This window comes from Acinetobacter sp. Ag2, assembly GCF_001005515.1.
GTDB classification, from domain to species: domain Bacteria; phylum Pseudomonadota; class Gammaproteobacteria; order Pseudomonadales; family Moraxellaceae; genus Acinetobacter; species Acinetobacter bereziniae.
Map to the genome: position 1 here is coordinate 41733 of NZ_LBNA01000034.1, position 26691 is coordinate 68423.

The window sequence follows — 26691 nt, forward strand, 5'->3', positions numbered from 1 at the left end:
GATTGAAGTAGCAATAGACACTATAAATGCATTTGTTACGAATGCTGGAATTTTAATTGTCGGAGTTGTTTGGCGTGTTGTAATGTGGTTTCACCAATTTCAATACCACCGGTCATGCGTGCCAACTCTAAAATTCGTTCCTCTTCTTCAAGTTCCACAATGGTACTGCTTGCAGGGTCAGTTTGGAGCTTTTTCACCAATAGATGTTGGTCTGATTGTGCTGCTACTTGAGCCTGATGGGTAATACAAAGAATCTGTACATGTTGACCTAAACCAGCCAATAGACGCCCAACAATTTCAGCAGTACCACCGCTTATACCGACATCAATTTCATCAAAAACCAAAACCTCAGCTTCGGTTTTTTCAGCATTCATCACTTGCATGACAAGTGCGATACGTGATAATTCACCTCCTGAAGCAACACGCGCGAGTGGTTGAGGAGGAATGCCTTTATTGGCTGTAAACAGCAGTTGGATAAAGCTTAATCCTTCCGCAGTAACAGGTTCTAAAGGTTCAAATTTAAACTCGAAATGCGCCTCAGGTAGTGCCAGCTGTTTAACTTGTTCAGTCAGTTGTTTGGCTAAAGGTTCAGCAGCTTGGCGACGGATTTGATCTAAATACTGCGCTTTTTCTATAAAAGCTTGATGGGCGTGTTCAACTTGCTCTGCCAATGTCTCAGGGTCTTCAAGTTGATGTAATTGTTCTAATTCATTTTGCCAAGTTTCATATTGCTGTTTAAGTTCATCAGGCTGAATACGATACTTGCGTGCCAGACGATGGAAGACTTCGAGTTGCTTATTGAGTTCATCCATACGCTCAGGATCAAAGCTTTGACGATCTATAAACTGACGTAAATTGGCTGTTGCATCATCGATTTCACTTTGTGCATTAATCAAAGAGTTGTAGATTTCTGACAATTGCTCACTACGACCCGCATGCGATTCCAGACGACGAATAATGGATGAAATTTCTTGGGTGATATTCTGTTCTGACTCATCCAACACATTTAAGCTGTATCCACAATCTTGCATGATGTGTTCGTGGTGACTTAAACGGTCAAATTCTTGTTCTATTTCTTTGTAGTCAACCCGAATCACATCTTCAAGCTCTTCGAGTTGCAGTTTTAAAGTATCGATACGTTGCAGGCGATTGGCTTGTGCATCTATAGCTGCTTGATGAATGCGAATGTTTTTTTGCCATGTGCTATAGGCATCACGAACATCTTGAGCGGCTTGGTAAAAATTACTATAACGATCTAACCAGTGTTTGGGATAAGGTGGTTCCAAAAGTTGTTGTTGGCTATGCTGGCTATATAATTGTACCAACAAACGTCCTAGTTCTTTCAGTTCAGCAAGGCTACTTGGACGCCCGTTAATCCATGCTTTACTGCGACCTGTGGCAAAAATCACGCGTCTTAAATGAATTTCGCCAGATTCATCATCTAATTCATGGGTGGTTAACCATACTGCTTCAGGACTTTCAGGTTGATAACTAAAAACTGCAGTAATGTCTGCTTTTTCTGAACCATAACGCACATAATTGGTGTCAGTACGCTCACCTAGACAGGCTGATAGTGCATCTAACAATAATGACTTACCTGCACCTGTTTCGCCTGTGAGGACATTGAAGCCTTTTTCAATATCAATGGCAAGATTATCCGCTAAAGCAAAATTGATCAGATTTAAGTGTGTCAGCATAAACGCATCCAAGCTGCGAACGGTGAAGTTCTAAGATAGTGAAGTTTTGTTTTAGTCACAAGTCAGAAAATATTCTAATGCGCATATTTTTAAGTATTTTAAATAGATTTAAGCTGAAAATAAAATGTCTTGAGTTTAAACAATCGATAGGCTGTGTATAAAGCGAGTATTGAGGTGATATTTCTAAATAAACCTAAGCTTTATCCATCTATCCAATGATGATATTCATAATGCCTTAGAAGTGAGGGAGCCTCGAACAGTTAAAGATGAAGTTGTAAATATCACAATTCTTCCATCACTTTATATTGAACGCAAATTGAGACTAAAAATAGGCATATCCTTTGCTTGTATTAGAGTCGCGTTTTCAGGTTTTGCTTTAGTGTAGATATGAACTGATGACGATTGCCCATGTCAATTTGTAAAGGCGCGAAACCACCACAATAAAATCTTCGATTGATTAGTTTGTAGCACGACATTAAACTACATCGAACATAATTTTTATAAATGCGCATTATCTGGAGAATACGCATGTCAGCTCAGTACGATCACGTATCCGTAGTTAAAAAATCCAATGTATATTTTGGTGGTCTATGTATTAGTCACACTGTGCAATTTGAAGACGGAACAAAAAAGACTTTAGGCGTTATTCTTCCTACTGAAGAAGCTTTAACATTTGAAACACATGTCCCAGAGCGTATGGAAATTATTTCTGGTGAGTGTCGTGTCAAGATTGCAGACAGCGAGGAAAGCGAGTTGTTCCGTGCCGGACAATCTTTTTATGTCCCTGGAAATAGCCGTTTTAAAATTGAAACAGATGATGTACTCGATTACGTTTGTCATTTGGAAGGCTAAACACTGTAACAATGCGAGTGTTTTGAAATTAAGCAAAGAATTTCTCAGCTAAATCGGTTAAACTGAATCATCAAATAGAATCCTGTAAAGTTGGCTTTGCAGGATTTTTCATTTCTATCATGCTGTTGTTAATGAGGTTGTTCATGGCGAAGTCCGAATATTATTATGGCGTTCATTCAGTGGAGTCATTATTAGAGTTGGAACCTGAACGTGTTTTAACCTTATTTACGTTAAAAGGGCGTGATGATCAGCGTTTGCAACGTATCTTACAGCTTGCTGAACCGTTTGGGATCAGTGTGCAAAAAGCCAGTCGTGATAGTTTGGAAAAACTTGCAGGACAACCTTTCCATCAAGGGGTGGTCGCGGCTGTACGTCCACATCCTGTGTTGAATGAAAAAGATCTTGATCAACTTTTAGCAACGAGCGATTCACCATTGTTGTTAGCACTTGATCACATCACAGACCCTCATAACCTTGGTGCATGTATTCGTACAGCAGCAGCGATGGGGGTTGAAGCCGTGATTGTACCACGTGATCGTTCAGCGACATTGACGCCGACTGCGCGTAAAGTCGCTGCGGGTGGTGCTGAAAAAGTGAAATTTATTCAAGTGACCAATTTGGCGCGAACACTGGGTCATATTAAAGAGCATTATCATGTCCGTGTGGTGGGCACGATGTTGGATGAAAATGCCTTGCCTATTCACAAGTTCGATTTTACAGGAACACCCGTGTGTGTGGTGATGGGTGCCGAAGATACGGGTTTGCGTCCAATTACCCAATCACAATGTGATCAAACTGTATTTATTCCTATGTCTGGGAATTTGCAAAGTTTGAATGTCAGTGTGGCGACAGGTATGGCATTGTATGAAGCATGTCGCCAACGTCAAGCAAGTTAATACGATCATTACGATGATTGATCGTATTTGAGAAAACATCATGATGACTGTTCGTACCCAAGGTTACATTTATGTAGCAATCACCATGTGTATTTGGGGCGGATTTACCATTACCTCAAGGCTGAATGCGCTTTGGCATATCAGCCCTTGGGATATTACCGCATTACGTTTTTCTTTGGCATTTTGTATTTTGATGCCTATTTTAATTTATAAAAAAGACACCGCTTTTCTATTTAAAAAACAACCTTTTATTTTGGCTATGGTCGGTGGTGTTGTTTATTGCTTAACTTCTTATAGTGCATTCCATTTTGTACCAGCAGCCCATGCCGCAATTTTTCTAAATGGTTGTATTCCTTTATGTACTGCCTTAGCGGGTTATTTGCTCTATCGCCAACCTTTTGACAAACATACATGGATCAGTTTGATTATTATGTTATTGGCGATCTCCGTGATGAGTTTCTTGATGTATCAACAAACGGGTGTGGCATTTGGTTTTGGTGATTTGTTATTTTTTCTCAGTGCAATCTGGTGGGGAATTTTTACAGTATTACTGCGTCAGTGGAAGCTTTCTGCATGGCATTCTATGGCAGGTGTAGCGATCTGGTCCGCTATCGTTTATGTACCGATGTATCTATTATTTTTACCTAAACATTTGGACCAAGCGTCAACACCGCATTTATTGATGCAGACACTTTTTCATGGTGTGTTTGTCGTGATCGTGGCAACCTTAGCCTATGTAGAAGCGATTAAGCGTCTTGGTGCATTTAAAACAGGCAGTATCGTAACACTTGCACCTTTTATCGCGGCAATAATCGCGGTGCCTTTGTTAAATGAGCCATTAAGTTTGGCAATGATATGCGGTTTAATTGGCATGGGAGTTGGGGCATTACAGCCTTGGCGTTGGTTTAGCCATAAAGACAGTTTGCAACAACGTTTAGATATTAGTAAACATAATCAATGAGTATTTTTAATTACATGTTATTGATTTGGTAGGTGATAGTGCAGAATTAAGCTGTTGCAAGCTCTAGATAGTATTGATGTAAGGGTGTTAATTTTGCATATAGATGATCAATATGACCATCGTTTAAAATAATATCATCTGCATGGTTTTGCTTTTCATGTCGTGGCATTTGCGCTGCAATGATTTTTTCAATTTGTTCAATTGACTGTCCATCACGTTGCGATGCACGTAAGATTTGTAAGTCTTCACTGGCATCTATCAATAAAGTACGTTGAGTCAGTTCGTGCTGATTGGTTTCAAACAGCAGTGGAGAAACCAAAATTGCATAGGGGCTGGTAGCTGCTTGTAGTTGTTGAATGATTGAAGCTCGAATCGCGGGGTGAGTGATCGACTCGAGCTGTTGGCGTGCCGAAGCATCTTTAAAAATATGTTCTCTTAATGCGCGACGATCCAATTCACCATTTGCCGTTAAAGTCCAATCGCCAAATGCCTCTTGGATTTTTTTTAGCGCAGGTTGACCCTTTTCAACAATTTCTCGTGCCACTATATCGGCATCTACAACAACAATTCCTTGGGACTCAAACCATTGACTTGCTGCGGATTTACCACTTCCAATGCCACCTGTTAAGCCCAATATAAAAGTCATGTTGTCATCCTCATTGATGTTTAAATTATTGACCTAGGTAAATCTTCATGATTTGTTCGCCCCATAAGAATGCAATCCAACCTGCAATGGCGATATAAGGTCCAAAAGCAAAAGGAATATTTTCCTTACGAATTTTTAGCAGGATGATACCAATAATTGCCCCAACAACCGAGGAAAGCAGGATAATCAAGGGTAGTAGCAAAGGTCCCATCCAAGCACCCAGTGCAGCAAGAAGCTTAAAGTCACCATAACCCATGCCTTCCTTACCTGTCACGATTTTAAACAGGTAATAGACAATCCATAGGCAAAGAAAACCAATAATATAACCCCAAATTGCAACACTTGCCGTGGTATATATTTCAAATGAGTTAATGCCTAATCCGAGAGCAGCGAGCGTTAGGGTAAAACGATCAGGTAGTAATTGTGTATCAAAATCAATAAAGGTCAGGGTAATCAGCACCCATGTCAGCAATACACCAAACACCATTTGGAGTGTTGGTCCATATACTGCAACAACGGTTAAGGAGCAGATTGCTGTCAGTAGCTCAACCAAGGGATAGCGGATACTGATGGGGTTTTGACATGAAGCACATTTACCACGTAACGCCAACCAACTGATCACGGGGATATTTTGATACCAGCGAATAGGTGTTTTGCATTGTGGACAGGTGGATGCTGGTTGACTCAGACTCAGTTTTTCTTCGTCAATGACGATCTGTTGAGAACCAGCAAGCAATTGACATTCTGCTTGCCACTCTTGGCGCCATTCCTTTTCCATCATCTTTGGTGTGCGATAAATCACCACATTGAGGAAACTCCCGACACATAGACTGACTAGACCGACAACAATAAAAAGTGCGGTCGGGGATTGAATCAAAAAGTTTAAAAAATCATTAAACATACCCATTATTAACCAACCACTGAACCCATTTGGAAGATTGGAAGATACATGGCAATCACAAGACCACCAACCAAGACGCCTAAGATTGCCATAATTAAAGGCTCCATCATTGAGGTTAAACCGTCCACAGCATTGTCGACTTCATTTTCGAAGTGCGTAGCCACTTTATCGAGCATGGCATCCAGTGCTCCTGATTCCTCACCAATGGCGACCATCTGCACAGCCATAGCGGGAAATTTATTGGTTACACGCATGGCAAAATTTAGTTGTTGACCTGTAGCCACATCTTCGCGAATTTTCATCACAGCTTGTTCGTAAACCACATTGTTGGTTGCACCCGCAGTAGATTCTAGTGCTTCAATGAGGGGAACCCCTGCCGCAAAGGTAGTTGCTAGTGTGCGGCTATAACGCGCAATAATCGCCTTGTAAACCAAATCGCCAAAAATGGGTAGTTTGAGTGCAGTTCGGTCTAGTAAGTCTCGGAATTTTTGACTACGTTTTTTTGCTTCTAAAAAAGAAGCAATACTAACTGCGATAAAGATAATCATAATAAACCAATAGCTTTGCATCCAATTGGACATATTCACCACCATTTGAGTAAAGGCAGGTAGATCTGCACCAAAGGAACTAAATAAGCCTTGAAAGACAGGTACAACTTTGACCATCAAAATAATCGTCACAATGATTGCAACAACAATCACTGTCATAGGATATTTCATGGCTTTTTTAATTTTTTGCTTTAATAATTCACTTTTTTCTTTATAAATCGCGACACGATCCAACATGGTCTCCAAAGCACCGGATTGTTCGCCAGATTCAACCAGAGAGCAAAATAAGCTGTCAAAGTAACGAGGATACTTTTTCAAGGCGCCAGCAAAAGTATTTCCGCCTTCAACTTCACTCTTGATCCCTAGGACAACTTCACGCATAGAAGGGTTTTCTAAACCTTCGGCAACAATTTCAAAACTTTGTACTAAGGGAACACCCGCCTTCATCATGGTGGCAAGCTGACGGGTGAAGATGGTGATATCTAAAGTTGAAATTTTCTTCTTCATTAAGCCTTCGAGAATATTCTTTTTCTTTTCTCGAATGGTTTTAATGGTGATGCCTTGTTTTCTCAACGTGACTTTGGCGAGTGCCATATTGCGTGCAGGCAATTCTCCTTTGACCTTGATTCCTTTTCGATCAACCCCGTCATAAGCAAAGGTAGGCATCATTTGCGCTTTTTTAGCTGCCATAACAATTTCCTTAAATATTGATTATATTTATTCACTGGTTACACGGTTGATTTCTTGTAAAGACGTTAAACCATTCATAACCTTTTTTAAACCTGAACGTCGTAAATTATCAAACCCCAATTTCTCAGATGCTGCTGCAATTTGTAGTGCGTTGCCATCTTCCATGATAATTTTTGAAATTTCAGGTGTTACTTTCATCACCTCATAAATACCGACTCGTCCTTTATAACCTTCTCTACATTCAGAACAGCCCACAGGCTGAAAAATCTGTAAATCAGGATGGTTTAAGTCTTGTTCAGTAAAGCCCAGTTCTAGCAAACTTTGTTTCGGAATTTCAATAGGTGCTTTACAGTGGTTGCATAAACGTCGAGCAAGACGTTGTGCAATCACAAGATTGACCGATGTTGCAATATTGAAGGATGGCACACCCATATTGCGCAATCGGGTCAAGGTTTCTGGTGCACTATTGGTATGCAGTGTGGACATCACCATATGACCTGTTTGGGCTGCTTTGATTGCAATTTCAGCCGTTTCAAGGTCTCGAATCTCCCCGACCATGATAATATCTGGATCTTGACGAAGAAATGATTTTAGCGCGACTGAAAAGGTCAATCCTGCTTTAAGATTAACGTTTACTTGGTTAATCCCCTCCAAATTAATCTCCACAGGGTCTTCTGCGGTTGAAATATTGGAACTTTCGGTGTTGAGGATATTTAAGCCAGTATATAAAGATACGGTTTTACCAGAACCTGTTGGACCGGTAATCAATAACATACCTTGTGGTCTTTCTAGTGCTTCCATAAATAAAGCTTTTTGATCTTCTTCATAGCCCAAAGCATCAATCCCTAACATGGCACTGGAAGGATCAAGAATACGCAGAACTAATTTTTCACCAAACAATGTTGGAAGTGAGTTCACACGAAAATCAATAGCTTTGGTTTTAGACAGTTTAAGTTTGATCCGCCCATCTTGAGGAATACGTTTCTCTGAAATATCCATTTGCGACATGACTTTTAAACGGGATGCCAAACGATTTGCCAATTGCAGTGGGGGATTGGTAATGGTTCTCAGTACGCCATCTACGCGATAGCGAACACGATAACTTTTTTCATAAGGTTCAAAATGTAAGTCTGAGGCGCCCATTCGAATGGCATCAATCAACAGTTTATTGATATATTTAACAATCGGTGCTTCTTCTTCTGAAGTTTCCTCATCATCGTCATCTGAAGGTGGAGCATCATCCGTCGCAATAATATCGACATCAAAATCTTCATCGCCAAAATTAAAGCTTTCTTCTACAGTAAAATGCTTTTCTAAATTTTTTAATAATTTATGATGTTCAACGATGATTGGTTCAATGTTTAGACCACAACTAAAACGAATCGCATCAAGTGCCTCGATATTGGTGGGGTCGCTGGTGGCAACATATAAGATATTGCCGCGTTGCACCAATGGAATCACTCCATGCTTGCTGATTAAACCGGCGTCCACAATGTCCTTGGGCAACATTTCAGGATTAAAACTGTCTAGATCAAAAATAGGCTCACCGAACTCGGAGGAGATCATTTCAGCGATCAGCAATGGTGAGATCGCTAATTTCTCAATCAGGTACGGCACCAAATGGGTTTTACTTTTTTGAGCACTTGTTAAGGCATCTTTCATTTGCTGAGCAGATAAAAAGCCTTCATCGACTAAGCGACGGATATAACCCGAAAACTTAGGTGAACCATTTTGCATAGACATCCCCAAAACACTTTAAATTTAATTTTATAATTGGAATAATGAAATTATACGATGATCCTTAAAAATATCTAGAATTAAACGTATTCTTCTAAAAACATATTTTAACCATAATTTGCGCCAATTTGGCTTTTGTTGACGATCTTTGAAACGTTTTATATTTCTGGCGCATATATTCACTGACAGACTTTAGAACAGAAGTGCGAATTGATAAAGAAAAAATACTTTAAAAATCTAAATTCCGTGTAGAATGTGCACATTTTCGATAAAAGGTTAGATGTATGTCGAGTTCGACTATTATTCCTTGGGTTGTCGGCAATTGGAAAATGAACCCAATGCAAGCGAATTCGCAACAACTCATACAAGACTTAAAACAGTATTTACAACAAAACCCAATTACACAACAACAATGTCATTTGGGGGTTGCGCCGATTTCTATTGCTTTATTGTCGGTACAACAACAACTTCAAGATGCTCATTCACCCGTTAAAGTTGTTGCTCAAGACTTGTCTCAAATGCCAGGTACTGGCGCATATACCGGTGAAGTGAGTGCGGAATTGCTCAAAGATAGTCAGATTGATTATGTATTGGTTGGGCATTCTGAGCGCCGTGAAATTTTTGGTGATGATGTTGTGAAAGTAAAAGCGAAACTGACCAATGCGCTGAATGCTGGGCTAACTGTCATTTATTGCGTTGGGGAAAGCCTCGAACAACGTGAGACGGGTCAAGCTGAACAGGTGGTTTTACAACAAATTTGTGATCTTGCTGCGGTTGTAAAAGCAGGGCAGTGGCACAATATTGTTATTGCTTATGAGCCAATTTGGGCGATTGGAACAGGCAAGACCGCATCGCCACAAGATGCTCAAGCGATGCATTCAAAAATTCGTGAAGGTTTAACTCAAATTACAGTTGAAGCACAACAAACGGCTATTTTATATGGCGGTAGTGTAAAAGCTGAAAATGCAGTAGAGTTGGCTGCGTGTCCAGATATCAACGGTGCACTGGTTGGTGGTGCATCACTTAATGCAGAGTCTTTTTATAAAATTGCTCAAGCATTTGCTAATACAAAAGAATAGGAGTTCAGCATGCATACATTTGTGCTGGTTGTACATATCATCTTGGCTGTTTTAATGATCGGGCTTATTCTCGTTCAGCACGGTAAAGGTGCAGATGCAGGCGCTTCATTTGGTGGTGGCGGCGCAGCTACGGTATTTGGTGCTTCAGGTTCAGCAAGCTTTTTAACCCGATTAACTGCAATTTTGACAGCTTTATTTTTTATTACCAGCTTAAGCCTAGCAGTCTTTGCGAAAAAACAAACCACAGATGCTTATGGCTTGAAAACAGTACAAACGACAACTCAAACAACTGCACCTGTACCAACAAATACGGGTGAAACTTCGCCAACTGCACCAAAAACTGGCGAATAATGTCAATTAGTCCTTTCTTTTTCTAAGGGATGCGACTAGAATGCGTCACAGCTGCGGTGGTGGTGGAATTGGTAGACACGCTACCTTGAGGTGGTAGTGCTTTCGGGCGTGGGGGTTCAAGTCCCCCCTTCCGCACCAACAATAAACCAGTATTGTTGGTGCTAGCGGCTAAAAAACATTGTTGCGGGATGGAGCAGTCTGGTAGCTCGTCGGGCTCATAACCCGAAGGTCGTTGGTTCAAATCCAGCTCCCGCTACCAATTTAATTAAGATGCAACTTAATTAAAGGTAATGTAGATCAAAAGTCTATTTTATTTGTGAATTTGCAGTATTGTTGCGGGATGGAGCAGTCTGGTAGCTCGTCGGGCTCATAACCCGAAGGTCGTTGGTTCAAATCCAGCTCCCGCTACCATTTTTGATTAAGGTGCAACTTGATCAACCAAGAAAATAGAATGATCAATGTTTTAATATTGATTGAAAAATTCAAAGTTCTTGTATATAATTTTGCAACGCTGATGCGGGATGGAGCAGTCTGGTAGCTCGTCGGGCTCATAACCCGAAGGTCGTTGGTTCAAATCCAGCTCCCGCTACCAAGTTTCTAAAAAGGGCTCACAGATAGGTGGGTCTTTTTGCATAGTGAATTACGATTTACTGTGCGATAATAGGGGCGATTACGCCCTTTTTTATTGGCTATCGTGTGGTGTGGACATCAATTGGTCAAAAAGACATGCTTCACTATAGTAAGTTGAATAAGTCCAGTGAGCGATTGAATCGCACAAATATGACGAGAGTAAATGAAGCTATCAAATAAAACTCAAGCACTTCAAGATTTAATAACTCCTGCAGTGCAAGCTTGTGATGTAGAACTTTGGGGGATTGAATTCATTCCTCAAGGTAAGCGTTCTTTATTGCGTATTTATATTGATAAAGACGTTGCTGAAAATGCTGAGCCAACCATAAATGAAGATGGTGAGGTTGAGTTGGGTCGTGGTATTGGCGTACAGGACTGTGTGCGTGTGACTCAACAGGTGGGTGCAATCTTAGATGTGCATGATCCAATTTCAGGTGAGTATGCTTTGGAAGTGTCTTCTCCAGGTTGGGATCGTCCATTCTTTCAGTTGGCGCAGTTAGAAAAATATATCGGACAACAAGTTGCATTGCGTTTGATTGCAGCCGTTGAAAATCGTCGTAAATTCCAAGCCAAGTTGGTTGCTGTAGATTTAGAAAATGAAATGATTCAAGTCGAAGTTGAAAAGCAACAGGTACTTGAGATAGACAGTAACAACATAGACAAAGCGAATTTGATCTTTCAGGATTAATCCAGAAATAGAAATCTGAATAAATAGGTGACTTATGGCACGTGAAATTCTCACCGTCGTTGAAACGGTTAGTAATGAGAAAGGTGTGAGTCGTGAAGCAATCTTTGAAGCACTTGAACAGGCTTTAGTTGCAGCGACTAAAAAGAAATTCTACGAAGGAACGAATTCGGAAGAAGCGCAGTTACGAGTAGAAATTGACCGCAAAACTGGTGATTACAGTACTTTTCGTCAATGGGAAGTGGTTGCAGATGAAGATCACGAAATGCCAGCATGTCAGGATGCGATTTCTGATGTAGATCCTGCAAAATGGTCGATCGGGGATATTCGTGAACTTGAAGTGCCATCAATTGATTTCGGTCGTATTGCTGCGCAAATTGCTAAACAAGTGATTGTACAAAAAATTCGTGAAGCAGAGCGGGCTTTGGTTGCTGATGCTTATGAGTCTAAAGTGGGCGAGTTAATCTACGGTGAAGTGAAAAAACAAACCAAAGATGGCTTTATCATCGACTTAGGTGATAACGCTGAAGCATATTTGGCACGTGAAGAAATGATTCCAAAAGAAATTCTTCGTCCAAAACAGCGCATGAATGCGATTCTGTATAGTGTCAATCGTGAAGGTCGTGGTGCACAGTTACTATTGTCTCGTGCTAAACCTGAAATGCTGATTGCTTTGATGAAAAAGGAAATTCCAGAAATTTCTGAAGAAATCATTGAAATTAAAGCAGCAGCACGTCAACCGGGTGTACGCGCAAAAATCGCGGTCAAAACCAATGACCATCGTATTGACCCTGTAGGTGCATGTATTGGTATGCGTGGTACACGTATCCAAGCAGTACAATCAGAGTTAAATGGTGAACGTATTGATGTTGTGGTGTGGTCTGATGATCCAGCTCAATATATCGCAAGTGCTTTAGAGCCAGCAGATGTATCGGGTATCGTGATTGATGAAGATGCACACACAGCGGATATTATTTTTGCAACCAGTGATCAACTTGCTCGTGCAATTGGCTCACAAGGACAAAACGTTCGTTTAGCATCAGAGCTGACAGGTTATAAGTTAGATATGATGCTTGAAGATGAGTATCGTGCTCGTCAACAAAATGAAGCTCAACAGTATTTAGATATGTTTGTTACACGTCTAGATATTGAAGAAGATCTCGCAATGGCTTTGGTAGAAATGGGCTTTACCTCACTAGAGGAAATTGCTTATGTACCTGCGGAAACTTTCGATGAAATCGAATTGGATGCAGATACAGTTGAATTACTACAAAGTCGCGCAAAAGAAGCCGCTTTGGCTGATGCATTAAAACAGCAAGAAGATATTCAGGACCCAAGTCCAGAACTTGTTGCGATGGAAGGTATGACTTCTGAAATTGCACAGGCTTTAGCAGCACGCGGTGTAATCACAGTCGATGACTTGGCGGATCAAGCAACGGATGATATTTCTGATATCGAAGGCTTGGGCGCTGAAAAAGCGGGTCAATTGATTATGAAAGCACGTGAATCATGGTTTAACTAGGAGGTAGTACATGACGGATAAGTCAATTCAAGAGTTAGCAGTCAGTGTAGGACTTCCAGTTACAAAGCTCCTTGATCAGGTGCGTGAAGCTGGGTTACCTCAAAAGCAGGCTGAAGACAAAATTTCTACTGAACAGCAAGATGTGCTCGTGAACCATTTGAAAAAAGCTCATGGTCAAGATACGGGACAAGCAGGACAAATCACGTTGAAACGTAAAACGACAAGTACCGCGAAAGTGGCGAGTACTTCAGGTAAGGCTAAAACTATCAATGTTGAAGTTCGTAAAAAACATACGTTCACTAAGCCAGATCCTGAACAAATTAAAGCGGAAGCTTTAGCAAAAGCGCAAGCGACGGCTCAGGCAAATTCAGCGCCAAAAGCACAGCAAGTGCCTGTGGCAAATGAAGCTGAAAAAACAGAAAGCTCTGCAAAAGCCAATTTAGAAAAAATGCGTGCTGCGGCAAAACAGCAAACTGCAGCAAAAGAAACACCAAAAGCAGCTGTGGTTGTTAAACGTAAGTCGACCAATAAACCGATTACCAAAGCAACTGTAAAAACAATTGAAACACCTGAACAAAAGCGTGCACGTGAAGCTCAGGCAGCCCAATTAAAAGCTGCTGAGGAAGCGGCTCGTCGTAAGTCAGCAGAAGAAGCACAACAACGTACACTTGAGCAAATGCGTCAAATGGCATCTAAGTATTCTTCTGATGAAACAACAACGACTATTCGTGTAGTTGATGATTCACCGTTGGCTGCTGGTTTGGTTGGTCAAGCATATGAAGACTCATTTGCAAAAGAAGACCGTGAAATCAAACGTGGTACCAACACTGCAAATACACGTTCTCCGAAGAAAGGTGGTCGTCGTGGTCAGGAAGAACAATCTTTCAGTCATAACCCACATAAACGTGGTTTAAAAACCAGCCAAGCGAATAAACATGGTTTTGAAAAACCTGTTAAAAAGCAAGTGTATGACGTTGAAATTGGTTCAACAATCGTGGTTGCTGACTTGGCTGCAAAAATGGCAGTTAAAGTCCGTGAAGTGATTAAATCACTCATGAAAATGGGGGAATTGGTTACACAAAACCAAGCCATTGATCAAGAAGTTGCAGCATTGATTGTTGAGGAAATGGGACATAATCCAGTTCTTGTTTCTGATACACAAGCTGAAGATAACTTGCTCGAAGCAGCTGAAGGCGCGCGTGGAGCACAAACTACACGTGCACCAGTGGTTACCATCATGGGTCACGTTGACCATGGTAAAACATCGCTTCTTGACCGTATTCGTCGTGCTAAAGTGGCTCAAGGCGAAGCGGGCGGTATCACACAGCATATCGGTGCTTATCATGTAACCACTGATAAAGGGATTATTACTTTCCTTGATACACCAGGACATGCTGCATTTACTGCAATGCGTTCACGTGGTGCGAAAGCTACAGATATCGTAGTATTGGTTGTTGCAGCAGATGATGGTGTAATGCCACAAACTGCGGAAGCGATTGATCATGCTCGTGCTGCAGGTACTCCGATTATTGTTGCAATCAACAAAATGGATAAAGAATCTGCCGATCCAGATCGTGTATTGAACGAATTGACGACCAAAGAAATCGTGCCTGAACAATGGGGCGGTGATGTCCCAGTTGCAATGGTTTCAGCGCATTCTGGTCAAGGTATCGATGAGCTTCTAGATTTAATTTCAATTCAAGCTGAAATGTTAGAGTTGAAAGCATCTGAAGAAGGTGCTGCGCAAGGTGTTGTGATCGAAGCGCGCGTAGACAATAGCCGTGGTGCGGTAACGTCTATTTTGGTTCAAAACGGTACTTTGAAAGTTGGTGATCTTGTTCTTGCTGGTGCATCTTACGGACGTGTTCGTGCGATGACAGATGAAAATGGTCAACGTATTCAATCAGCAGGTCCTTCGATTCCAGTTGAGATTTTAGGTCTTCCTGAAGCGCCAATGGCGGGTGATGAAGTGCTTGTTGTCAATGACGAGAAAAAAGCACGTGAAGTTGCTGATGCTCGTATGGATCGTGAACGTCAAAAACGTCTTGAACGTCAAAGTGCGATGCGCCTTGAAAACATCATGGCATCTATGGGCAAGAAAGATGTACCTATCGTGAATGTTGTGCTTAAAACTGATGTACGTGGTACCTTGGAAGCATTGCATGTTGCATTGGCTGATCTTGCGACTGATGAAGTTAAAGTTCGTGTAATCGGTTCGGGCGTGGGCGCAATCACTGAGTCTGATGTTACTCTTGCTGAATCTTCAGAAGCTGTACTGCTAGGCTTTAACGTACGTGCTGATAATACTGCACGTCAAAAAGCAGATGCTGATGGTATCGACATTCGTTACTATTCAATCATCTATCAGCTTATTGATGATGTGAAAGCTGCAATGAGTGGTAAACTTGCACCTGAACATCGTGAAACGATTCTGGGTGTTGCAGAAGTTCGTGAAGTATTCCATTCAAGTAAATTCGGTGCTGCTGCGGGCTGTATGGTACTTGAAGGTGTATTGCATCGTAATAAACCAATTCGTGTACTTCGTGATGATGTGGTGGTATTCCAAGGTGAGCTTGAGTCTCTTCGCCGTTATAAAGAAGTGGTTGAAGAAGTTCGTGCTGGTATGGAATGTGGCCTTGCTGTTAAAGGCTATAAAGACATCAAAGCCCTCGATAAAATCGAAGTATATGATGTTCAGTTGATCAAACGGAGTCTTTAATGGCGGGTAGTCAACGTCTTAAGCGCATGGCGGATACAGTACAACGTGAGTTGTCAGAACTGATTCGTCAAGAGCTTAAAGATCCACGCTTAGGTGGTCTTGTGACCATCTCTGCGGTGAAAGTCAGTGCTGACTTGGGTTATGCAGAAGTTTACGTGACAGTTATGGGGCGTGAACTTGGTGATGAGCAAAGCGAAGCAGCAAATAAAGAAACCTTGGATGTGTTAAATAAAGCCTCTGGTTTCTTGCGTCACGAGTTAGGTCGTCGGATCAAAACACGTATAACGCCTCGGTTGCGCTTTCATTACGATAAAACCAATGCTTATGGTAACTATATGTTTGGTTTAATCGCAGAAGCAGTAAAAGATTTACCTGAGCAAAAAGACGAAGAATAAGTATTTGTAGAAAGCCACCTCAGGGTGGCTTTCTTATATCTGAGAAAATATGGCTATCAAGCCCCATCTTTTAAACTATATTCTAAAATAATGAGTAGTTTCGCCTTAACGCACTTTTCTTAAAAAATGTATCTCATTCCCAAAAAGCTTAATTGCGAATAGATAGCAGAAATTAAACAAAACTTTGCCTGAAACTGTATAGAATGCAGATATATCAACAAATACAAATAAATATCTCTGAGGAATAAGCAATGAATTCAATGAAAAAAGGTTTGGTAGCACTGACTTTAGCGAGTACCTTGGCTTTTTCAGGTTGTGGTTATAATACTTTGCAAGCCAAAGATGAGTCCGTCAATGCGGCTTGGTCTGAAGTGGAAAACCAATATCAACGTCGTGCAGATTTAGTGCCTAACCTTGTGAATGTCGTCAAAGGTTATGCAACCCATGAAGAAAAAGTTTTAACTGAAGTGACTGAGGCGCGTGCCAATGTTGCAGGTTTAAAAGTAGATAAAGAAGTATTGAACGATCCAGAATTGTTTAAAAAGTATCAAGAAGCACAGTCACAAATGACGGGTGCATTATCTCGACTTTTAGCCGTCACTGAAAACTACCCTGACTTAAAAGCCAATGAGCAATTCCGTGATTTACAAGTGCAATTAGAGGGGACTGAAAACCGAATCAGTACAGCAAGAACACGCTATGTTCAGACGGTACAAGACTACAATACTTATGTACGTCAGTTCCCACAAGCAATGACTGCAAAAGTGATCGGAATGAAAGCCAAACCAAACTTTAGTGCTGAAGCAGGCGCATCGAAAGCACCAACAGTGAATTTTAATTAATCACTGGGCTTTCTCTTATTTGGTGAATCACTCGAAAGAGATGAAAGACCTCTCTATTATTTAAGTAAAGGTGAGTTATGCTTGAACGGAAAGGAAAATCAGCAATTCAAATAATCAGTACATTATTCTATGTGCTTTTGGCGCTGATCCTTTCTGTTCAATCTCAGGTTTGGGCTGAAACAGCAACTGCGACAGATGAACAACAAGCACAAGAAGCCATTGTTCTCGGAAAAGTTGCTCCAAATACCAACTTGCCAAATGTGCTTGGTTCATCACCAGTACATGGTCAAAAGCAAAATCAACCGACAACCACATCTCAACAATCGTCACAGAGCTCTTCATCAAATCAAGCAAAAGTCGCCAATGATATTGCAGAGGGTGAGACAGAAAGAAATATCCCTACATTGAATCAACCCGTGGTTGATCAAGCCAATGTTTTGTCTGCGACTGAAAAGCAAAATTTAGAACAACAAATCCGTAACATTTATCGTCAAGGCAAAGCACAGATCGGGATTATTATTGTTCCAACCACAGGGCAAGAAGGTATTTTTGATTTTGCAATGCGTGTTGCAGAGCAATGGAAACTTGGTTCAGCAAAACAAGACAATGGTCTATTGATCGCTGTTGCTGTGAATGACCATAAAATTCATATCGCCACAGGTTATGGTTTAGAAGGTGTATTGCCTGATATTATGGTCAGTCGGATTATACGCAATCAAATTTCTCCAGCATTTAAACAAGGGCAATATGCACAAGGTTTACAAGCTGCTGTGGGAGAAATTGAACGTATTCTAAATTTAGATCCTGAAATTGCGCAACAAGCTGCCGATGAGCTCAAAGAACGACAAAACCAAGCAATACAAGCGCAAGAAGCCAAAGATCGAACATTGAGTACGGCAATGATCATTCTTGTTGTGGGTATATTTGCTTCATTTATCGTTGGTAATCGCTTAAGTGCAGCAGTAGCTGGGGTGACAGCAACAGCAGCTGGGCTGATATATGGTTCTGGCATTGTGATGAGCCTGATTTTAGGCTTTGGTGTGTTTTTCTTATTGATCACTTCTCTAGCTCAACTCATCCTACAAATGTTTCTCTCTGGCGGTGGGCGTGGTGGAAGCAGCGGTGGCGGTTTTGGTGGAGGTGGTGGCTATAGCGGTGGTGGTGGCGGTTTTGGCGGGGGAGGAGCATCAGGCTCATGGTAACAAAAACTGATACAACAGAAATTTTGACTGAACCGAAATTACAGGAAAAAGTACAGCCGAGTTTTAAACGCTGGCTCAAGCATTGTCTTTATATGCCAGCATCAAAGCGCTATTTTTCCAAGCAGGATCAACATGCAATTGCTCAAGCAGTACAACAAGCCGAAGAAGGTCATGTGGGTGAAATACAGGTGGTGATCGAGGGGCATATCCCAAGCCATCAAGCCTATCATCAAAATACCCGTCTACGAGCGCAACAACTCTTTGCCGAGTTGGGTGTATGGGATACTGAATATAACAGCGGTGTTTTACTTTATTTGAATTTGTGTGAAAAAGCGGTAGAAATTGTTGTAGATCGTGGTATCCATCAGGCGACTACACAGCAAACGTGGCAACAGATTTGTGATGAAATGATTGTGCAATTAAAAAATAAACAATATCGTTTGGCAGTCGAACGTGGTGTAAATGAAATAGGCAAAGTATTGAATTTGTTTTACAAACAACAAAAACCTGATAATATGAATGAATTGGCAAATCAGCCGATTATTCTGAATTAATGTCAAATAAAAATCGAAATGTTTTTAAACAAGAGTGACAGGAAATGTCACTTTTTTACGTTTAATTACTTAAAAAAATGAGATGTTAAAAAAAACTTGTAAACTGTTACATACTCTCTAAAATCGAAGTGTGTAAGTTGGTTGTTGATTTTTTCCACAAAAACAGCCAGATAAATTGCTCGAAAAAAGGCTAATAAATTTTTAAAAACATTGGAGAAATGTTATGAATGCTCAAAAAGGTTTTACCTTAATTGAATTAATGATCGTTGTTGCGATTATCGGTATTCTTGCTGCGATTGCGATCCCACAATATCAAAACTATATCGCAAAATCACAAGTTAGCCGTGTAATGTCTGAAACCGGTTCATTGAAAACTGTTATTGAAGATTGTGTTCTTAATGGTAAAACTGCTGCTAATGCTTGCGAATTGGGTTGGACTAAAAGTAATTTATTAGGTGGAACTCAAACAACTAATCAAACAGGCTTAGTAGTGACTATTGCTGATTCAGCTGCTGCAAACTCTACAATTGTAGCGACTTTTGGTGATAAAGCAGCTCAAGCTTTAACGACATCTGGTAAAAATACACTTACTTGGACTCGTTCAGGTGAGGGGACATGGACTTGTGCAACTAAAGTAGAGGCAAAATATCGTCCTTCAGGTTGTTCGGGTTCTTAATTTAGAAGAGAAAGAGGAAGTAGTAACTTCCTCTTTTTTAATATGAAAAAATTTACAGTCATATTTATAGCTTTTTTATTACCAAATATTTTTTGGCAAATAGTTGCTTTTTTTTTGGATGTACATCGAGTCACCATTAATTTTGATTATATTGCTATAGTACTATTATTAGTATTCAACAAAAAAAGAATCGGATTTTTTTTATTTTTCTTGATCAGTTTTTTTGACTTTTTAAATATTTTTTCACAAATCTTTCCATTCATTCGTTTATTGGATTTAATTTATTTAATTAAATTTGCAGTCTATGCAAACCCAATTAATATTTTAGCATTTATATTTTTTTTAGTTCTAAGTTATTTATATATTAAATTTTCGGCACAAAAAATAGATAAAAGTTATAAATTTCCATTTGTGCTATGTACTAATTTTTTTCTATTACTCTGGATTACTCAGAATTTTTTAGCTGAAGATCATAGTCGCTTATGGAATATGCAAAGTAATCGAATTTTAGCTTCACAAATCATAAATACCTATAACGTAAGAACCGAAGGCTTTGTTCAAAGTCTTTCAAACAAAGGTGAAGCTTTTCAGAAAAATCAAATGCTTTCTGCTTCGGATGAAATTTTTAAATCACCTGAACGATATAAAAAAATAATTTTAATTGTCAACGAATCTTGGGGGATTGCGGAAAATGATCAGATTCAAAAAGATTTATTGACCGAACTTATTGGAAATAATCAAATTCAATGGTTATGGCGAAAGCCTTTAAATGTCGATGGATTTACAATCAATGGCGAAATCAGAGAGCTTTGTCAAAAAAGTCTAAAAAATTTTAATTTAAAAGATCAACAATCTGGATTTCAAAATTGCATTCCCAATATATTGAAAAAAAAGGGATATTATACAGTTGCGATGCATGGTGCTACGGGTGCAATGTATGATCGAAAATATTGGTATCCTAAAGTTGGTTTTGATCAACAAATTTTTAGAGAGTCCCTTCCATATTTAAATTCAAGATGTTATTCATTTCCTGGCTTTTGTGATCGTGATTTACAAAGTCAAATAGTGGAACAATTTCGACAACACAAAAAGATTTTCTTTTACTGGCTGAGTCTAAATACACATGTAAACTATGATTTAAGAGATCTAAAAGATGATCAATTTGATTGTAAAAAGTATCAACTAGATCAATCGATGAGTGCTTGTCGGAATTTAAAATTGCAAAAGCAATTTTTTTATAATTTATCAAAATTGGTTAAAAAACCTGAATTAAAAGGTACTTACGTTGTAATTGTTGGTGATCATACTCCACCAATTTATGATGAGTCTCGTAAGGCTTTTGAAGAAAGCTATGTAGAAAGTATAGGATTTTATATCAAATGAAAATAAAAAATAAAAATCAGATTACAGGGGCATTATATTTATTATTGTTATTTGTAATAGGTTTTAGTAGTATGGGAAATGGATTTTATAATAATTATAATTCTACTGTTTATATGCTTTACTTTATTTTGCCATTTTTATTTTTTTATAAAAAAGAATTTTTTGAGAGTATTGATTATAAACTCACTATTTTATTGCTGGTAATGGTGTGTTTCTTTACTATTTCTAGTTTAATCTCGCCACTCAATGATTCATTTGAAATATGGTGTCGGCTAGTAGGGATTATTATTTGTATATTTTTTGGATACACAACCAAAATTTTACTTGATCTTAAAGCTATTTCTTTTATTTGTATTAATCAGCTTTTGATTGTAATTGGATTAGGTCATGTCATTATTTTAATCTATATGTGGAATAATGTTGATCATCCTTTTACTTATAATTGGGTTGAAAGTCTATACTTTTTTACTAACATTCGGCATTTGGCTGATTTGCTCAGTATTTGTTATTTTTCCGCATTATTTTTATTTCTACTAGATAAAAGCCCGATTAAATATTTTTATTTGATTTTCTCTATAATCATTTTGACTAGTATCTTGTGGAGTGGTTCCAGAGCTGCATATTTGGGCATATTCATGGCATGGGCCATTTTATTTATACTTTTAAATCAAAAAAGATTTTGTATAGGTATAACGTCATTATCTTTGATGAGTGCTGTTTATATTTCTACCTTTTTTAATGTTGCCTCGCCGTCATTAGGCTTTTTTAGATCACTTCATCGTTCAGTTCAAGGCGATGCAAATCAAATTTCTTCAAGCCGTCTAGATTTATATCAGCAAATTTTTGATTGGTTCCTTTTAAGACCATTTTGGGGGTATGGCGGTGAAGCTGTTCGAAATTTGAAAGTATTTTTAGGTGAACAGCAAATTGGTCAAGCACATAACGCAGTGCTGCAGATTTTAATCGAATATGGCCTTCTTGGTTTTATTGCGACTACAACTGTCATAGTGGTTATTTTTAAAAAAATAATTACACGAAAAAATAAAATAAAAATAATGTGTATTGCTATGCTTTTGAATATATTTGGCGCTTCATTATTAAATGGGGGTGCATATTACATTATTATTATTGCTTTTTTTGCAGTTTTTGTTAGTCTCGCTTATTCGGAAGATGAGAATCATGTTTAAAAAAATAAAATTCATGGATGTTATATTAGTTTTTATCATTATTATAGTCATTAGTTTGATCGCACACTTTACGCTTATTGCACGAAATCAATTTTTTAGATTTATTTACCCTGTAGAGGCAATCCTATCTAAAAACTCAATCAATTGTTCAGCTAATAGTCCTAATTGGATGAGAAGCAGTATTATTTATAGTATAGAGAATAATGGAAGTTTGGCAAATCAGTTGGTTTATATTACCCAAAGAGGTAAGACATACCATTGTGAGAGTGGATGGAAAGATTTTCCATTATTCTCAGAACATATAGATGAGTATACTCGATATAGATATGCAAGCTTAACGAAACCAATTACAGCATCATTGGTTTTAAAAATGGTTGCAGACAAAAAGCTTAAATTAGATGACCACGTGGTTAAATATTTTCCGGAATTAAAATATTATTCGGATGAACGTATAAAAAATATTACCATAGAGAATTTATTGACACATACTTCAGGTTTTGATCGTCTAAAAAGTAATGATCCATTATTTAACACTTATGAAAAACCATGGTGCCCTTATGATCTTAATAAAATGAAAAATTTAAAACTTGATCATCCAATAGGCACAATTTATGCCTATGATAATCGTAATTATTGTTTGCTCTCTATTGTTGTTGAAAGATTGACGGGAAAATCATTTAGATCAGTTTTAAGTGAAAAGATGAATTTAGAAAAATATAATATTCAGTTTGTCAATGGTCCATTTGGTAAAGATGAAGTGAAATACGATTTTAGATATGAACCAGTATTTACTTATAGTTATACGGGTATGTTTGACTTTAATGCTCTATCAGCTGTCGCTGGACTTTCTGGGAGTGCAGAATCTTATGCGAAACTATTAAGCCAAGTGTTCGGAGACAAACAATCTATATTGTCCTCATCTTCGATGGATACAGGATGTAAGCTCAATGAAATAAAATCTTGTTTTTCATTGGGATTAAGTAGATATAAAAAAAATGGTCACAGTATTGAGGTCAAATGGCATGATGGTGGTTTGCCGGGCGCTAACTCTTTAATGATCAGAGATGAGAAAGGGGGGATTACTGTTTGGACTGGAAATGGTTCACCACCAGAAAATGCTAAAGAATACGTTTTTTTTAAATATTTATACAAAGAACTGAATTCATATTATAAGTCTGACAGTTAGTGTTATAAATGTGACGTTTGATGTAAGTATTTGCCATGTTTTCTTCCTTTTTTATGAACTATTTATTTTAAATGCTGTTTTTTGAACATATAGATATACTGACAATTATCTCAAGGTTGATCAAAGTAGTTGTCAAATGGAGCAAAACAAATATAAGCTAGGTTTTACACTCATAGAATTAATGATTGTAATTGCGATCATTGGTATTCTTGCAACTATTGCATTACTACAATATCAAAATTTTGTTGTTAAATCCCAACTGACCAGTGCTGTTGCAGAGTTAAATGGGGCGAGACCACAATATGAGTTAATCATGAATGATGGATCTGCTTCAAATAATGCGACTTTTACTGTTTCAAACATGTTTTTTTCAACATCATCACAATTTTGTACTTATGCGGTTCATACGCCAGTTGGAGGCATGGCAAGCCCTGCTTTAGAATGTCAACTTAAAAATGTTGCATCAGCAATCAAAGGTGAGTCTATATTTCTCAACAGGGATAGTCATGGAAAGTGGAGTTGCAGTACAACTTCTGGGATTGCAAACAAATATAAGCCTGTAGATTGTATTTAAATAAACTGACAACTAAAATTATTTCACATTTAATTTGGTTATATAACAATGTCAAAACGTATAAAATTTTTTTTGGGGCATTTAACGATTTCTTTGGCAATCGCCTTGTTTTTTATTGCAGTTGTATTTTTTATTTGGTACCCAACACCACTCGCTAAAGCAGTAGGTGTCACTCAAATATTCTTGATGCTGGTCGCAATTGATGTGGTTATTGGTCCATTTTTAACATTATTGGTCTATAAAGAAGGTAAAAAAACGTTAAAAATGGATTTGGCAGTCATTATACTGATTCAAATTTTTGCTTTAGGTTATGGTGTATTCAATATTGCACAAGGTCGCCCAGCTTGGATTGTCTATGATAATGCAGGTCGTTTTGATCTGGTTAGAAATAATGAGATTGAAACAGGAGATATTGCACAAGCTCAAAAAGCGTATCAAAAAGCGAGTTGGTTAAAGCCACAAATTGTTGCATTAAAAAAAGAAAAAAGTATAGAAACGCAAAATAAGCAATTATTTGAAGACTTGAGTAAAGGGATAATTCCAACTATGCATCCTGAGCGCTATACGAAATTAAGTGACGCAAAAATTGAGCTACTGCAAAATAGTGAAAAAATTGATGTTTTGACAAATTTCAATACAAAAGAGGCTGTTGATAAAACTCTGAATCAATATCCGACAGCGGATGCATGGCTTCCTTTAAAATCGACAAATGTTGATATGGTCGTACTCATCAATAAAGAAAAGGGAGAAGTTGTAAAAATTGTTGACTTACGACCTTGGAAATAAATACTTAGATTTCTCAAAACTGGGCTTATAATAAGCTCAGTTTTTCTGTTTACTTTTCATATGAAAGCCATTCCTTATATCCTTTCAGCCTTATTGCTTTTACTTGCTTGGCTTTTACCGATCCATAAAATGCCATGGACGACTTTTGGTAGTGAAGCACTGACCTTTCTATCAGCATTGGCTTTGTTAAGTGCTTTTTATCATCAAGATTTAAAAATACCCAGACCTCAATTACTTGTATTGCCTGTACTCGCAATTCCGCTGATACAATGGGGCTTTGGAGAGATTCTATACCTGAGTAATGCACTACTTTGTACAGCCTATATTGCCATGTTTTGGTTGATGGTGGTGGTGGGTTATAACTTAGCAATTGGTGAAAAAGGTCAAAGAGAACAGGTCTTTAAAGTTTTCTGTTTGGTTGTGTTTACGGGTGGAATACTTTCGAGCTTTATTGCAATCACGCAATGGTTGGATATCAATGAATATTTTAGCCCATTGGTCAATCTTCTTAATGGTAATCGTCCCTATGCAAATTTTGCCCAACCCAATAATTTAGCGACATTTATCTGTATGGGTGTGTTTGCATGCTTATACTTTTATGAAAAGAAAATTTTCTCGAATTATGTGCTTTTACCTACTGCATTTATCTTTTTATTGACCATTGCATTAACCCAGTCACGCACTGCTTGGGTAGTCTGTTTATTCACACTGATTTATTTAACGACAAAGCAATTTGGTCAAACCAAACGCTTTGGTTTTGCAAAACTGCTGCTATGGAGCGGTGTATTCGTTGTTCTTATCACTAGTTTACCACTGATTAATCAATGGCTTGCTGCGGTATCAATACAAGACATTGCACAAGCTTCCACAGTGATAGAGCGGGCAAGTTCGGGCTATTTGCGATTGGATATGTGGAACCAAGCTTTGATTGCGATTTCAGAAAAGCCGTGGTTGGGTTATGGTTGGAATCAGACAGGAATGGCACAAATCGCTGCTTTTGATGTATATCCATCGCACGAATGGTATAAAACAGCACATAACGTGATTTTAGATTTATTGATCTGGAATGGTATTCCGCTAGGTGGGTTGATCATTCTCTATGTCGTTTTTTGGTTATATTGGTTAAATAAAGGCATAAAGGAACCCGTTTCAATTGTCGCCAGTTTGATGGTCTGTGCGATTCTGATTCATGCATTATTAGAATATCCGATTCATTATGCTTATTTTTTACTGCCTTTGGGTTTTTTATTGGGGCTGATTCAAGCACAATATTCTCGACTACCGACTGTGAAGCTGAAATCGTCGATCATTGTGAGTATTATTGTGATCGGTCTTGTATTGCTCGGTGTGATTTATCGAGACTATATTTTATATCGTCAACAAAGTGTTTTTGTGACCAAAAAGACACCTTTAAGTGCTTCACAACAAGCAGTGATGAATCAAGATATTTGGTTGCTGACACAGTTTAAAGAGCGTGTATGGTGGATTGGTTTAAATCCTTATACAAAAATGACAGATCAACAATTGCAGTATATGGGACGTATGGTGGCGAATTTAGCGTCTGCATATGATATTCATAAATATGCACAGGTCTTGGCTTTTAATGGTAAAAAGTCTGAAGCTGAGCATCAATTATGGATTTTAAAGACCTTGCATGGACAAGATAAAAGTTATCAGGAATTATTGCCTGCTTCCATTTCAACACATTAGAATTCTTTTTTATAAAAATGAATTCTTAATTTTAAAACTTGAGTTGAATGGTATAGGCAATTTGTTGAAAAACTCATGCAGTAAATATAGCCTGAGTTCGACAAAAGCTCTTGATGAAAGATGATGCTTACTGGTAGTTGACGAGTTTTGCTCCTCATGCAAAAACAAAAGATAGAAGTATGGTTAGCCGCATGCTGATCCAAAACTTGGATGAAAATTCAGAAAGAATCCGCTAAGAACATTGTTTTTTCAATAAGTTAAATGTACTAGCTCAAACCAGAT

Annotated in this window: 24 protein-coding genes and 4 tRNA genes; 23 read left to right on the forward strand and 5 right to left on the reverse strand. The window is 38.5% G+C overall.

Translation table 11 applies throughout. The annotated features are described in order from the left end of the window. Positions 1–35: 35 nt before the first annotated feature. The gene (gene recN, locus AAV97_RS04325) at positions 36–1697 is read right to left on the reverse strand and encodes a DNA repair protein RecN (protein WP_046759918.1); all 1662 of its coding nucleotides are present in this window, start codon (positions 1695–1697) and stop codon (positions 36–38) included. A gap of 528 nt (positions 1698–2225) precedes the next feature. On the opposite strand from recN, the gene AAV97_RS04330 reads away from it, so the two are divergent. From AAV97_RS04330 to AAV97_RS04340, 3 genes are all read left to right on the forward strand, one after another. Next, positions 2226–2549 carry a pyrimidine/purine nucleoside phosphorylase gene (locus AAV97_RS04330; RefSeq protein WP_004718357.1) on the forward strand — a complete coding sequence of 108 codons (324 nt, stop codon included), beginning with the start codon at positions 2226–2228 and terminating at the stop codon, positions 2547–2549. Positions 2550–2692: 143 nt separating this feature from the next. Beyond that, complete coding sequence (gene rlmB / locus AAV97_RS04335) at positions 2693–3445, forward strand: 23S rRNA (guanosine(2251)-2'-O)-methyltransferase RlmB (protein ID WP_042088569.1); 753 nt, start codon at positions 2693–2695, stop codon at positions 3443–3445. Between the two features lie 40 nt (positions 3446–3485). Beyond that, the gene (locus tag AAV97_RS04340) at positions 3486–4406 is read left to right on the forward strand and encodes a DMT family transporter (protein WP_046759919.1); all 921 of its coding nucleotides are present in this window, start codon (positions 3486–3488) and stop codon (positions 4404–4406) included. 46 nt (positions 4407–4452) lie between these two features. Here AAV97_RS04340 and coaE read toward each other — a convergent pair whose 3' ends face one another. The 4 genes from coaE to pilB are packed head-to-tail and all read right to left on the reverse strand — an operon-like array spanning position 4453 to position 8934. Further along, positions 4453–5052 carry a dephospho-CoA kinase gene (gene coaE / locus AAV97_RS04345; protein ID WP_046759920.1) on the reverse strand — a complete coding sequence of 200 codons (600 nt, stop codon included), beginning with the start codon at positions 5050–5052 and terminating at the stop codon, positions 4453–4455. 25 nt (positions 5053–5077) lie between these two features. Continuing rightward, complete coding sequence (locus AAV97_RS04350) at positions 5078–5959, reverse strand: prepilin peptidase (RefSeq protein ID WP_171249346.1); 882 nt, start codon at positions 5957–5959, stop codon at positions 5078–5080. Between the two features lie 2 nt (positions 5960–5961). Continuing rightward, the gene (locus AAV97_RS04355) at positions 5962–7191 is read right to left on the reverse strand and encodes a type II secretion system F family protein (protein WP_046759921.1); all 1230 of its coding nucleotides are present in this window, start codon (positions 7189–7191) and stop codon (positions 5962–5964) included. 27 nt (positions 7192–7218) lie between these two features. Next, the gene (pilB, locus tag AAV97_RS04360; RefSeq protein ID WP_046759922.1) at positions 7219–8934 is read right to left on the reverse strand and encodes a type IV-A pilus assembly ATPase PilB; all 1716 of its coding nucleotides are present in this window, start codon (positions 8932–8934) and stop codon (positions 7219–7221) included. 278 nt (positions 8935–9212) lie between these two features. Here pilB and tpiA point away from each other — a divergent pair, with 278 nt between their 5' ends. From tpiA to AAV97_RS04460, 20 genes are all read left to right on the forward strand, one after another. After that, positions 9213–10007: a triose-phosphate isomerase gene (tpiA, locus tag AAV97_RS04365; protein WP_046759923.1), complete on the forward strand. Its 795-nt coding sequence runs from the start codon at positions 9213–9215 to the stop codon at positions 10005–10007. 9 nt (positions 10008–10016) lie between these two features. Further along, entirely contained in the window at positions 10017–10358 is a 342-nt protein-coding gene (gene secG / locus AAV97_RS04370) for a preprotein translocase subunit SecG (protein WP_004826367.1), read from the forward strand. Between the two features lie 53 nt (positions 10359–10411). Continuing rightward, positions 10412–10496, forward strand: a tRNA-Leu gene (locus AAV97_RS04375). 44 nt (positions 10497–10540) lie between these two features. Continuing rightward, positions 10541–10617: transfer RNA gene (locus tag AAV97_RS04380), tRNA-Met, on the forward strand. Between the two features lie 75 nt (positions 10618–10692). Continuing rightward, positions 10693–10769, forward strand: a tRNA-Met gene (locus tag AAV97_RS04385). A gap of 104 nt (positions 10770–10873) precedes the next feature. Beyond that, positions 10874–10950, forward strand: a tRNA-Met gene (locus AAV97_RS04390). A gap of 201 nt (positions 10951–11151) precedes the next feature. Beyond that, entirely contained in the window at positions 11152–11676 is a 525-nt protein-coding gene (rimP, locus tag AAV97_RS04395; protein ID WP_004826368.1) for a ribosome maturation factor RimP, read from the forward strand. 34 nt (positions 11677–11710) lie between these two features. Beyond that, positions 11711–13195: a transcription termination factor NusA gene (nusA, locus tag AAV97_RS04400; RefSeq protein ID WP_046759924.1), complete on the forward strand. Its 1485-nt coding sequence runs from the start codon at positions 11711–11713 to the stop codon at positions 13193–13195. Positions 13196–13205: 10 nt separating this feature from the next. Further along, on the forward strand, positions 13206–15914 hold the full coding sequence (infB, locus tag AAV97_RS04405; protein ID WP_004826372.1) for a translation initiation factor IF-2: 2709 nt from the start codon (positions 13206–13208) through the stop codon (positions 15912–15914). Then, a complete protein-coding gene (locus AAV97_RS04410; RefSeq protein ID WP_004826375.1) occupies positions 15914–16309 on the forward strand; it encodes a ribosome-binding factor A in 396 nt (131 codons plus the stop codon). The genes infB and AAV97_RS04410 overlap by 1 nt, the downstream gene beginning before the upstream one ends. A gap of 251 nt (positions 16310–16560) precedes the next feature. Continuing rightward, positions 16561–17151, forward strand: coding sequence for a LemA family protein (locus AAV97_RS04415; RefSeq protein ID WP_004826378.1), 591 nt, complete (start codon positions 16561–16563; stop codon positions 17149–17151). A gap of 77 nt (positions 17152–17228) precedes the next feature. Next, entirely contained in the window at positions 17229–18353 is a 1125-nt protein-coding gene (locus tag AAV97_RS04420; RefSeq protein WP_046759925.1) for a TPM domain-containing protein, read from the forward strand. Beyond that, positions 18347–18907, forward strand: a complete 561-nt coding sequence (locus tag AAV97_RS04425) for a TPM domain-containing protein (protein WP_046759926.1) — start codon at positions 18347–18349, stop codon at positions 18905–18907. The genes AAV97_RS04420 and AAV97_RS04425 overlap by 7 nt, the downstream gene beginning before the upstream one ends. Positions 18908–19130: 223 nt before the next feature. Next, positions 19131–19583, forward strand: coding sequence for a pilin (locus AAV97_RS04430; protein ID WP_046759927.1), 453 nt, complete (start codon positions 19131–19133; stop codon positions 19581–19583). 42 nt (positions 19584–19625) lie between these two features. Continuing rightward, positions 19626–20966, forward strand: coding sequence for a sulfatase-like hydrolase/transferase (locus AAV97_RS04435; RefSeq protein WP_046759928.1), 1341 nt, complete (start codon positions 19626–19628; stop codon positions 20964–20966). Continuing rightward, positions 20963–22153, forward strand: a complete 1191-nt coding sequence (locus tag AAV97_RS04440) for an O-antigen ligase family protein (protein WP_046759929.1) — start codon at positions 20963–20965, stop codon at positions 22151–22153. The genes AAV97_RS04435 and AAV97_RS04440 overlap by 4 nt, the downstream gene beginning before the upstream one ends. After that, entirely contained in the window at positions 22146–23339 is a 1194-nt protein-coding gene (locus AAV97_RS04445; protein ID WP_046759930.1) for a serine hydrolase domain-containing protein, read from the forward strand. Before AAV97_RS04440 ends, AAV97_RS04445 begins: the two co-directional genes overlap by 8 nt. A 136-nt stretch (positions 23340–23475) precedes the next feature. Beyond that, the gene (locus AAV97_RS04450; RefSeq protein WP_046759931.1) at positions 23476–23913 is read left to right on the forward strand and encodes a pilin; all 438 of its coding nucleotides are present in this window, start codon (positions 23476–23478) and stop codon (positions 23911–23913) included. A gap of 48 nt (positions 23914–23961) precedes the next feature. After that, a complete protein-coding gene (gene tfpZ / locus AAV97_RS04455) occupies positions 23962–24699 on the forward strand; it encodes a TfpX/TfpZ family type IV pilin accessory protein (RefSeq protein ID WP_046759932.1) in 738 nt (245 codons plus the stop codon). Positions 24700–24759: 60 nt separating this feature from the next. After that, positions 24760–26409, forward strand: coding sequence for a PglL family O-oligosaccharyltransferase (locus AAV97_RS04460; protein WP_046759933.1), 1650 nt, complete (start codon positions 24760–24762; stop codon positions 26407–26409). Positions 26410–26691 lie beyond the last annotated feature (282 nt).

What these genes read in the sequence shown, in the direction of transcription:
- recN (WP_046759918.1), bottom strand. Translation starts at nt 1,697, where the DNA reads ATGCTGACACACTTAAATCTGATCAATTTTGCTTTAGCGGATAATCTT.
- AAV97_RS04330 (WP_004718357.1), top strand. Translation starts at nt 2,226, where the DNA reads ATGTCAGCTCAGTACGATCACGTATCCGTAGTTAAAAAATCCAATGTA.
- rlmB (WP_042088569.1), top strand. Translation starts at nt 2,693, where the DNA reads ATGGCGAAGTCCGAATATTATTATGGCGTTCATTCAGTGGAGTCATTA.
- AAV97_RS04340 (WP_046759919.1), top strand. Translation starts at nt 3,486, where the DNA reads ATGATGACTGTTCGTACCCAAGGTTACATTTATGTAGCAATCACCATG.
- coaE (WP_046759920.1), bottom strand. Translation starts at nt 5,052, where the DNA reads ATGACTTTTATATTGGGCTTAACAGGTGGCATTGGAAGTGGTAAATCC.
- AAV97_RS04350 (WP_171249346.1), bottom strand. Translation starts at nt 5,959, where the DNA reads ATGGGTATGTTTAATGATTTTTTAAACTTTTTGATTCAATCCCCGACC.
- AAV97_RS04355 (WP_046759921.1), bottom strand. Translation starts at nt 7,191, where the DNA reads ATGGCAGCTAAAAAAGCGCAAATGATGCCTACCTTTGCTTATGACGGG.
- pilB (WP_046759922.1), bottom strand. Translation starts at nt 8,934, where the DNA reads ATGTCTATGCAAAATGGTTCACCTAAGTTTTCGGGTTATATCCGTCGC.
- tpiA (WP_046759923.1), top strand. Translation starts at nt 9,213, where the DNA reads ATGTCGAGTTCGACTATTATTCCTTGGGTTGTCGGCAATTGGAAAATG.
- secG (WP_004826367.1), top strand. Translation starts at nt 10,017, where the DNA reads ATGCATACATTTGTGCTGGTTGTACATATCATCTTGGCTGTTTTAATG.
- rimP (WP_004826368.1), top strand. Translation starts at nt 11,152, where the DNA reads ATGAAGCTATCAAATAAAACTCAAGCACTTCAAGATTTAATAACTCCT.
- nusA (WP_046759924.1), top strand. Translation starts at nt 11,711, where the DNA reads ATGGCACGTGAAATTCTCACCGTCGTTGAAACGGTTAGTAATGAGAAA.
- infB (WP_004826372.1), top strand. Translation starts at nt 13,206, where the DNA reads ATGACGGATAAGTCAATTCAAGAGTTAGCAGTCAGTGTAGGACTTCCA.
- AAV97_RS04410 (WP_004826375.1), top strand. Translation starts at nt 15,914, where the DNA reads ATGGCGGGTAGTCAACGTCTTAAGCGCATGGCGGATACAGTACAACGT.
- AAV97_RS04415 (WP_004826378.1), top strand. Translation starts at nt 16,561, where the DNA reads ATGAATTCAATGAAAAAAGGTTTGGTAGCACTGACTTTAGCGAGTACC.
- AAV97_RS04420 (WP_046759925.1), top strand. Translation starts at nt 17,229, where the DNA reads ATGCTTGAACGGAAAGGAAAATCAGCAATTCAAATAATCAGTACATTA.
- AAV97_RS04425 (WP_046759926.1), top strand. Translation starts at nt 18,347, where the DNA reads ATGGTAACAAAAACTGATACAACAGAAATTTTGACTGAACCGAAATTA.
- AAV97_RS04430 (WP_046759927.1), top strand. Translation starts at nt 19,131, where the DNA reads ATGAATGCTCAAAAAGGTTTTACCTTAATTGAATTAATGATCGTTGTT.
- AAV97_RS04435 (WP_046759928.1), top strand. Translation starts at nt 19,626, where the DNA reads ATGAAAAAATTTACAGTCATATTTATAGCTTTTTTATTACCAAATATT.
- AAV97_RS04440 (WP_046759929.1), top strand. Translation starts at nt 20,963, where the DNA reads ATGAAAATAAAAAATAAAAATCAGATTACAGGGGCATTATATTTATTA.
- AAV97_RS04445 (WP_046759930.1), top strand. Translation starts at nt 22,146, where the DNA reads ATGTTTAAAAAAATAAAATTCATGGATGTTATATTAGTTTTTATCATT.
- AAV97_RS04450 (WP_046759931.1), top strand. Translation starts at nt 23,476, where the DNA reads ATGGAGCAAAACAAATATAAGCTAGGTTTTACACTCATAGAATTAATG.
- tfpZ (WP_046759932.1), top strand. Translation starts at nt 23,962, where the DNA reads ATGTCAAAACGTATAAAATTTTTTTTGGGGCATTTAACGATTTCTTTG.
- AAV97_RS04460 (WP_046759933.1), top strand. Translation starts at nt 24,760, where the DNA reads ATGAAAGCCATTCCTTATATCCTTTCAGCCTTATTGCTTTTACTTGCT.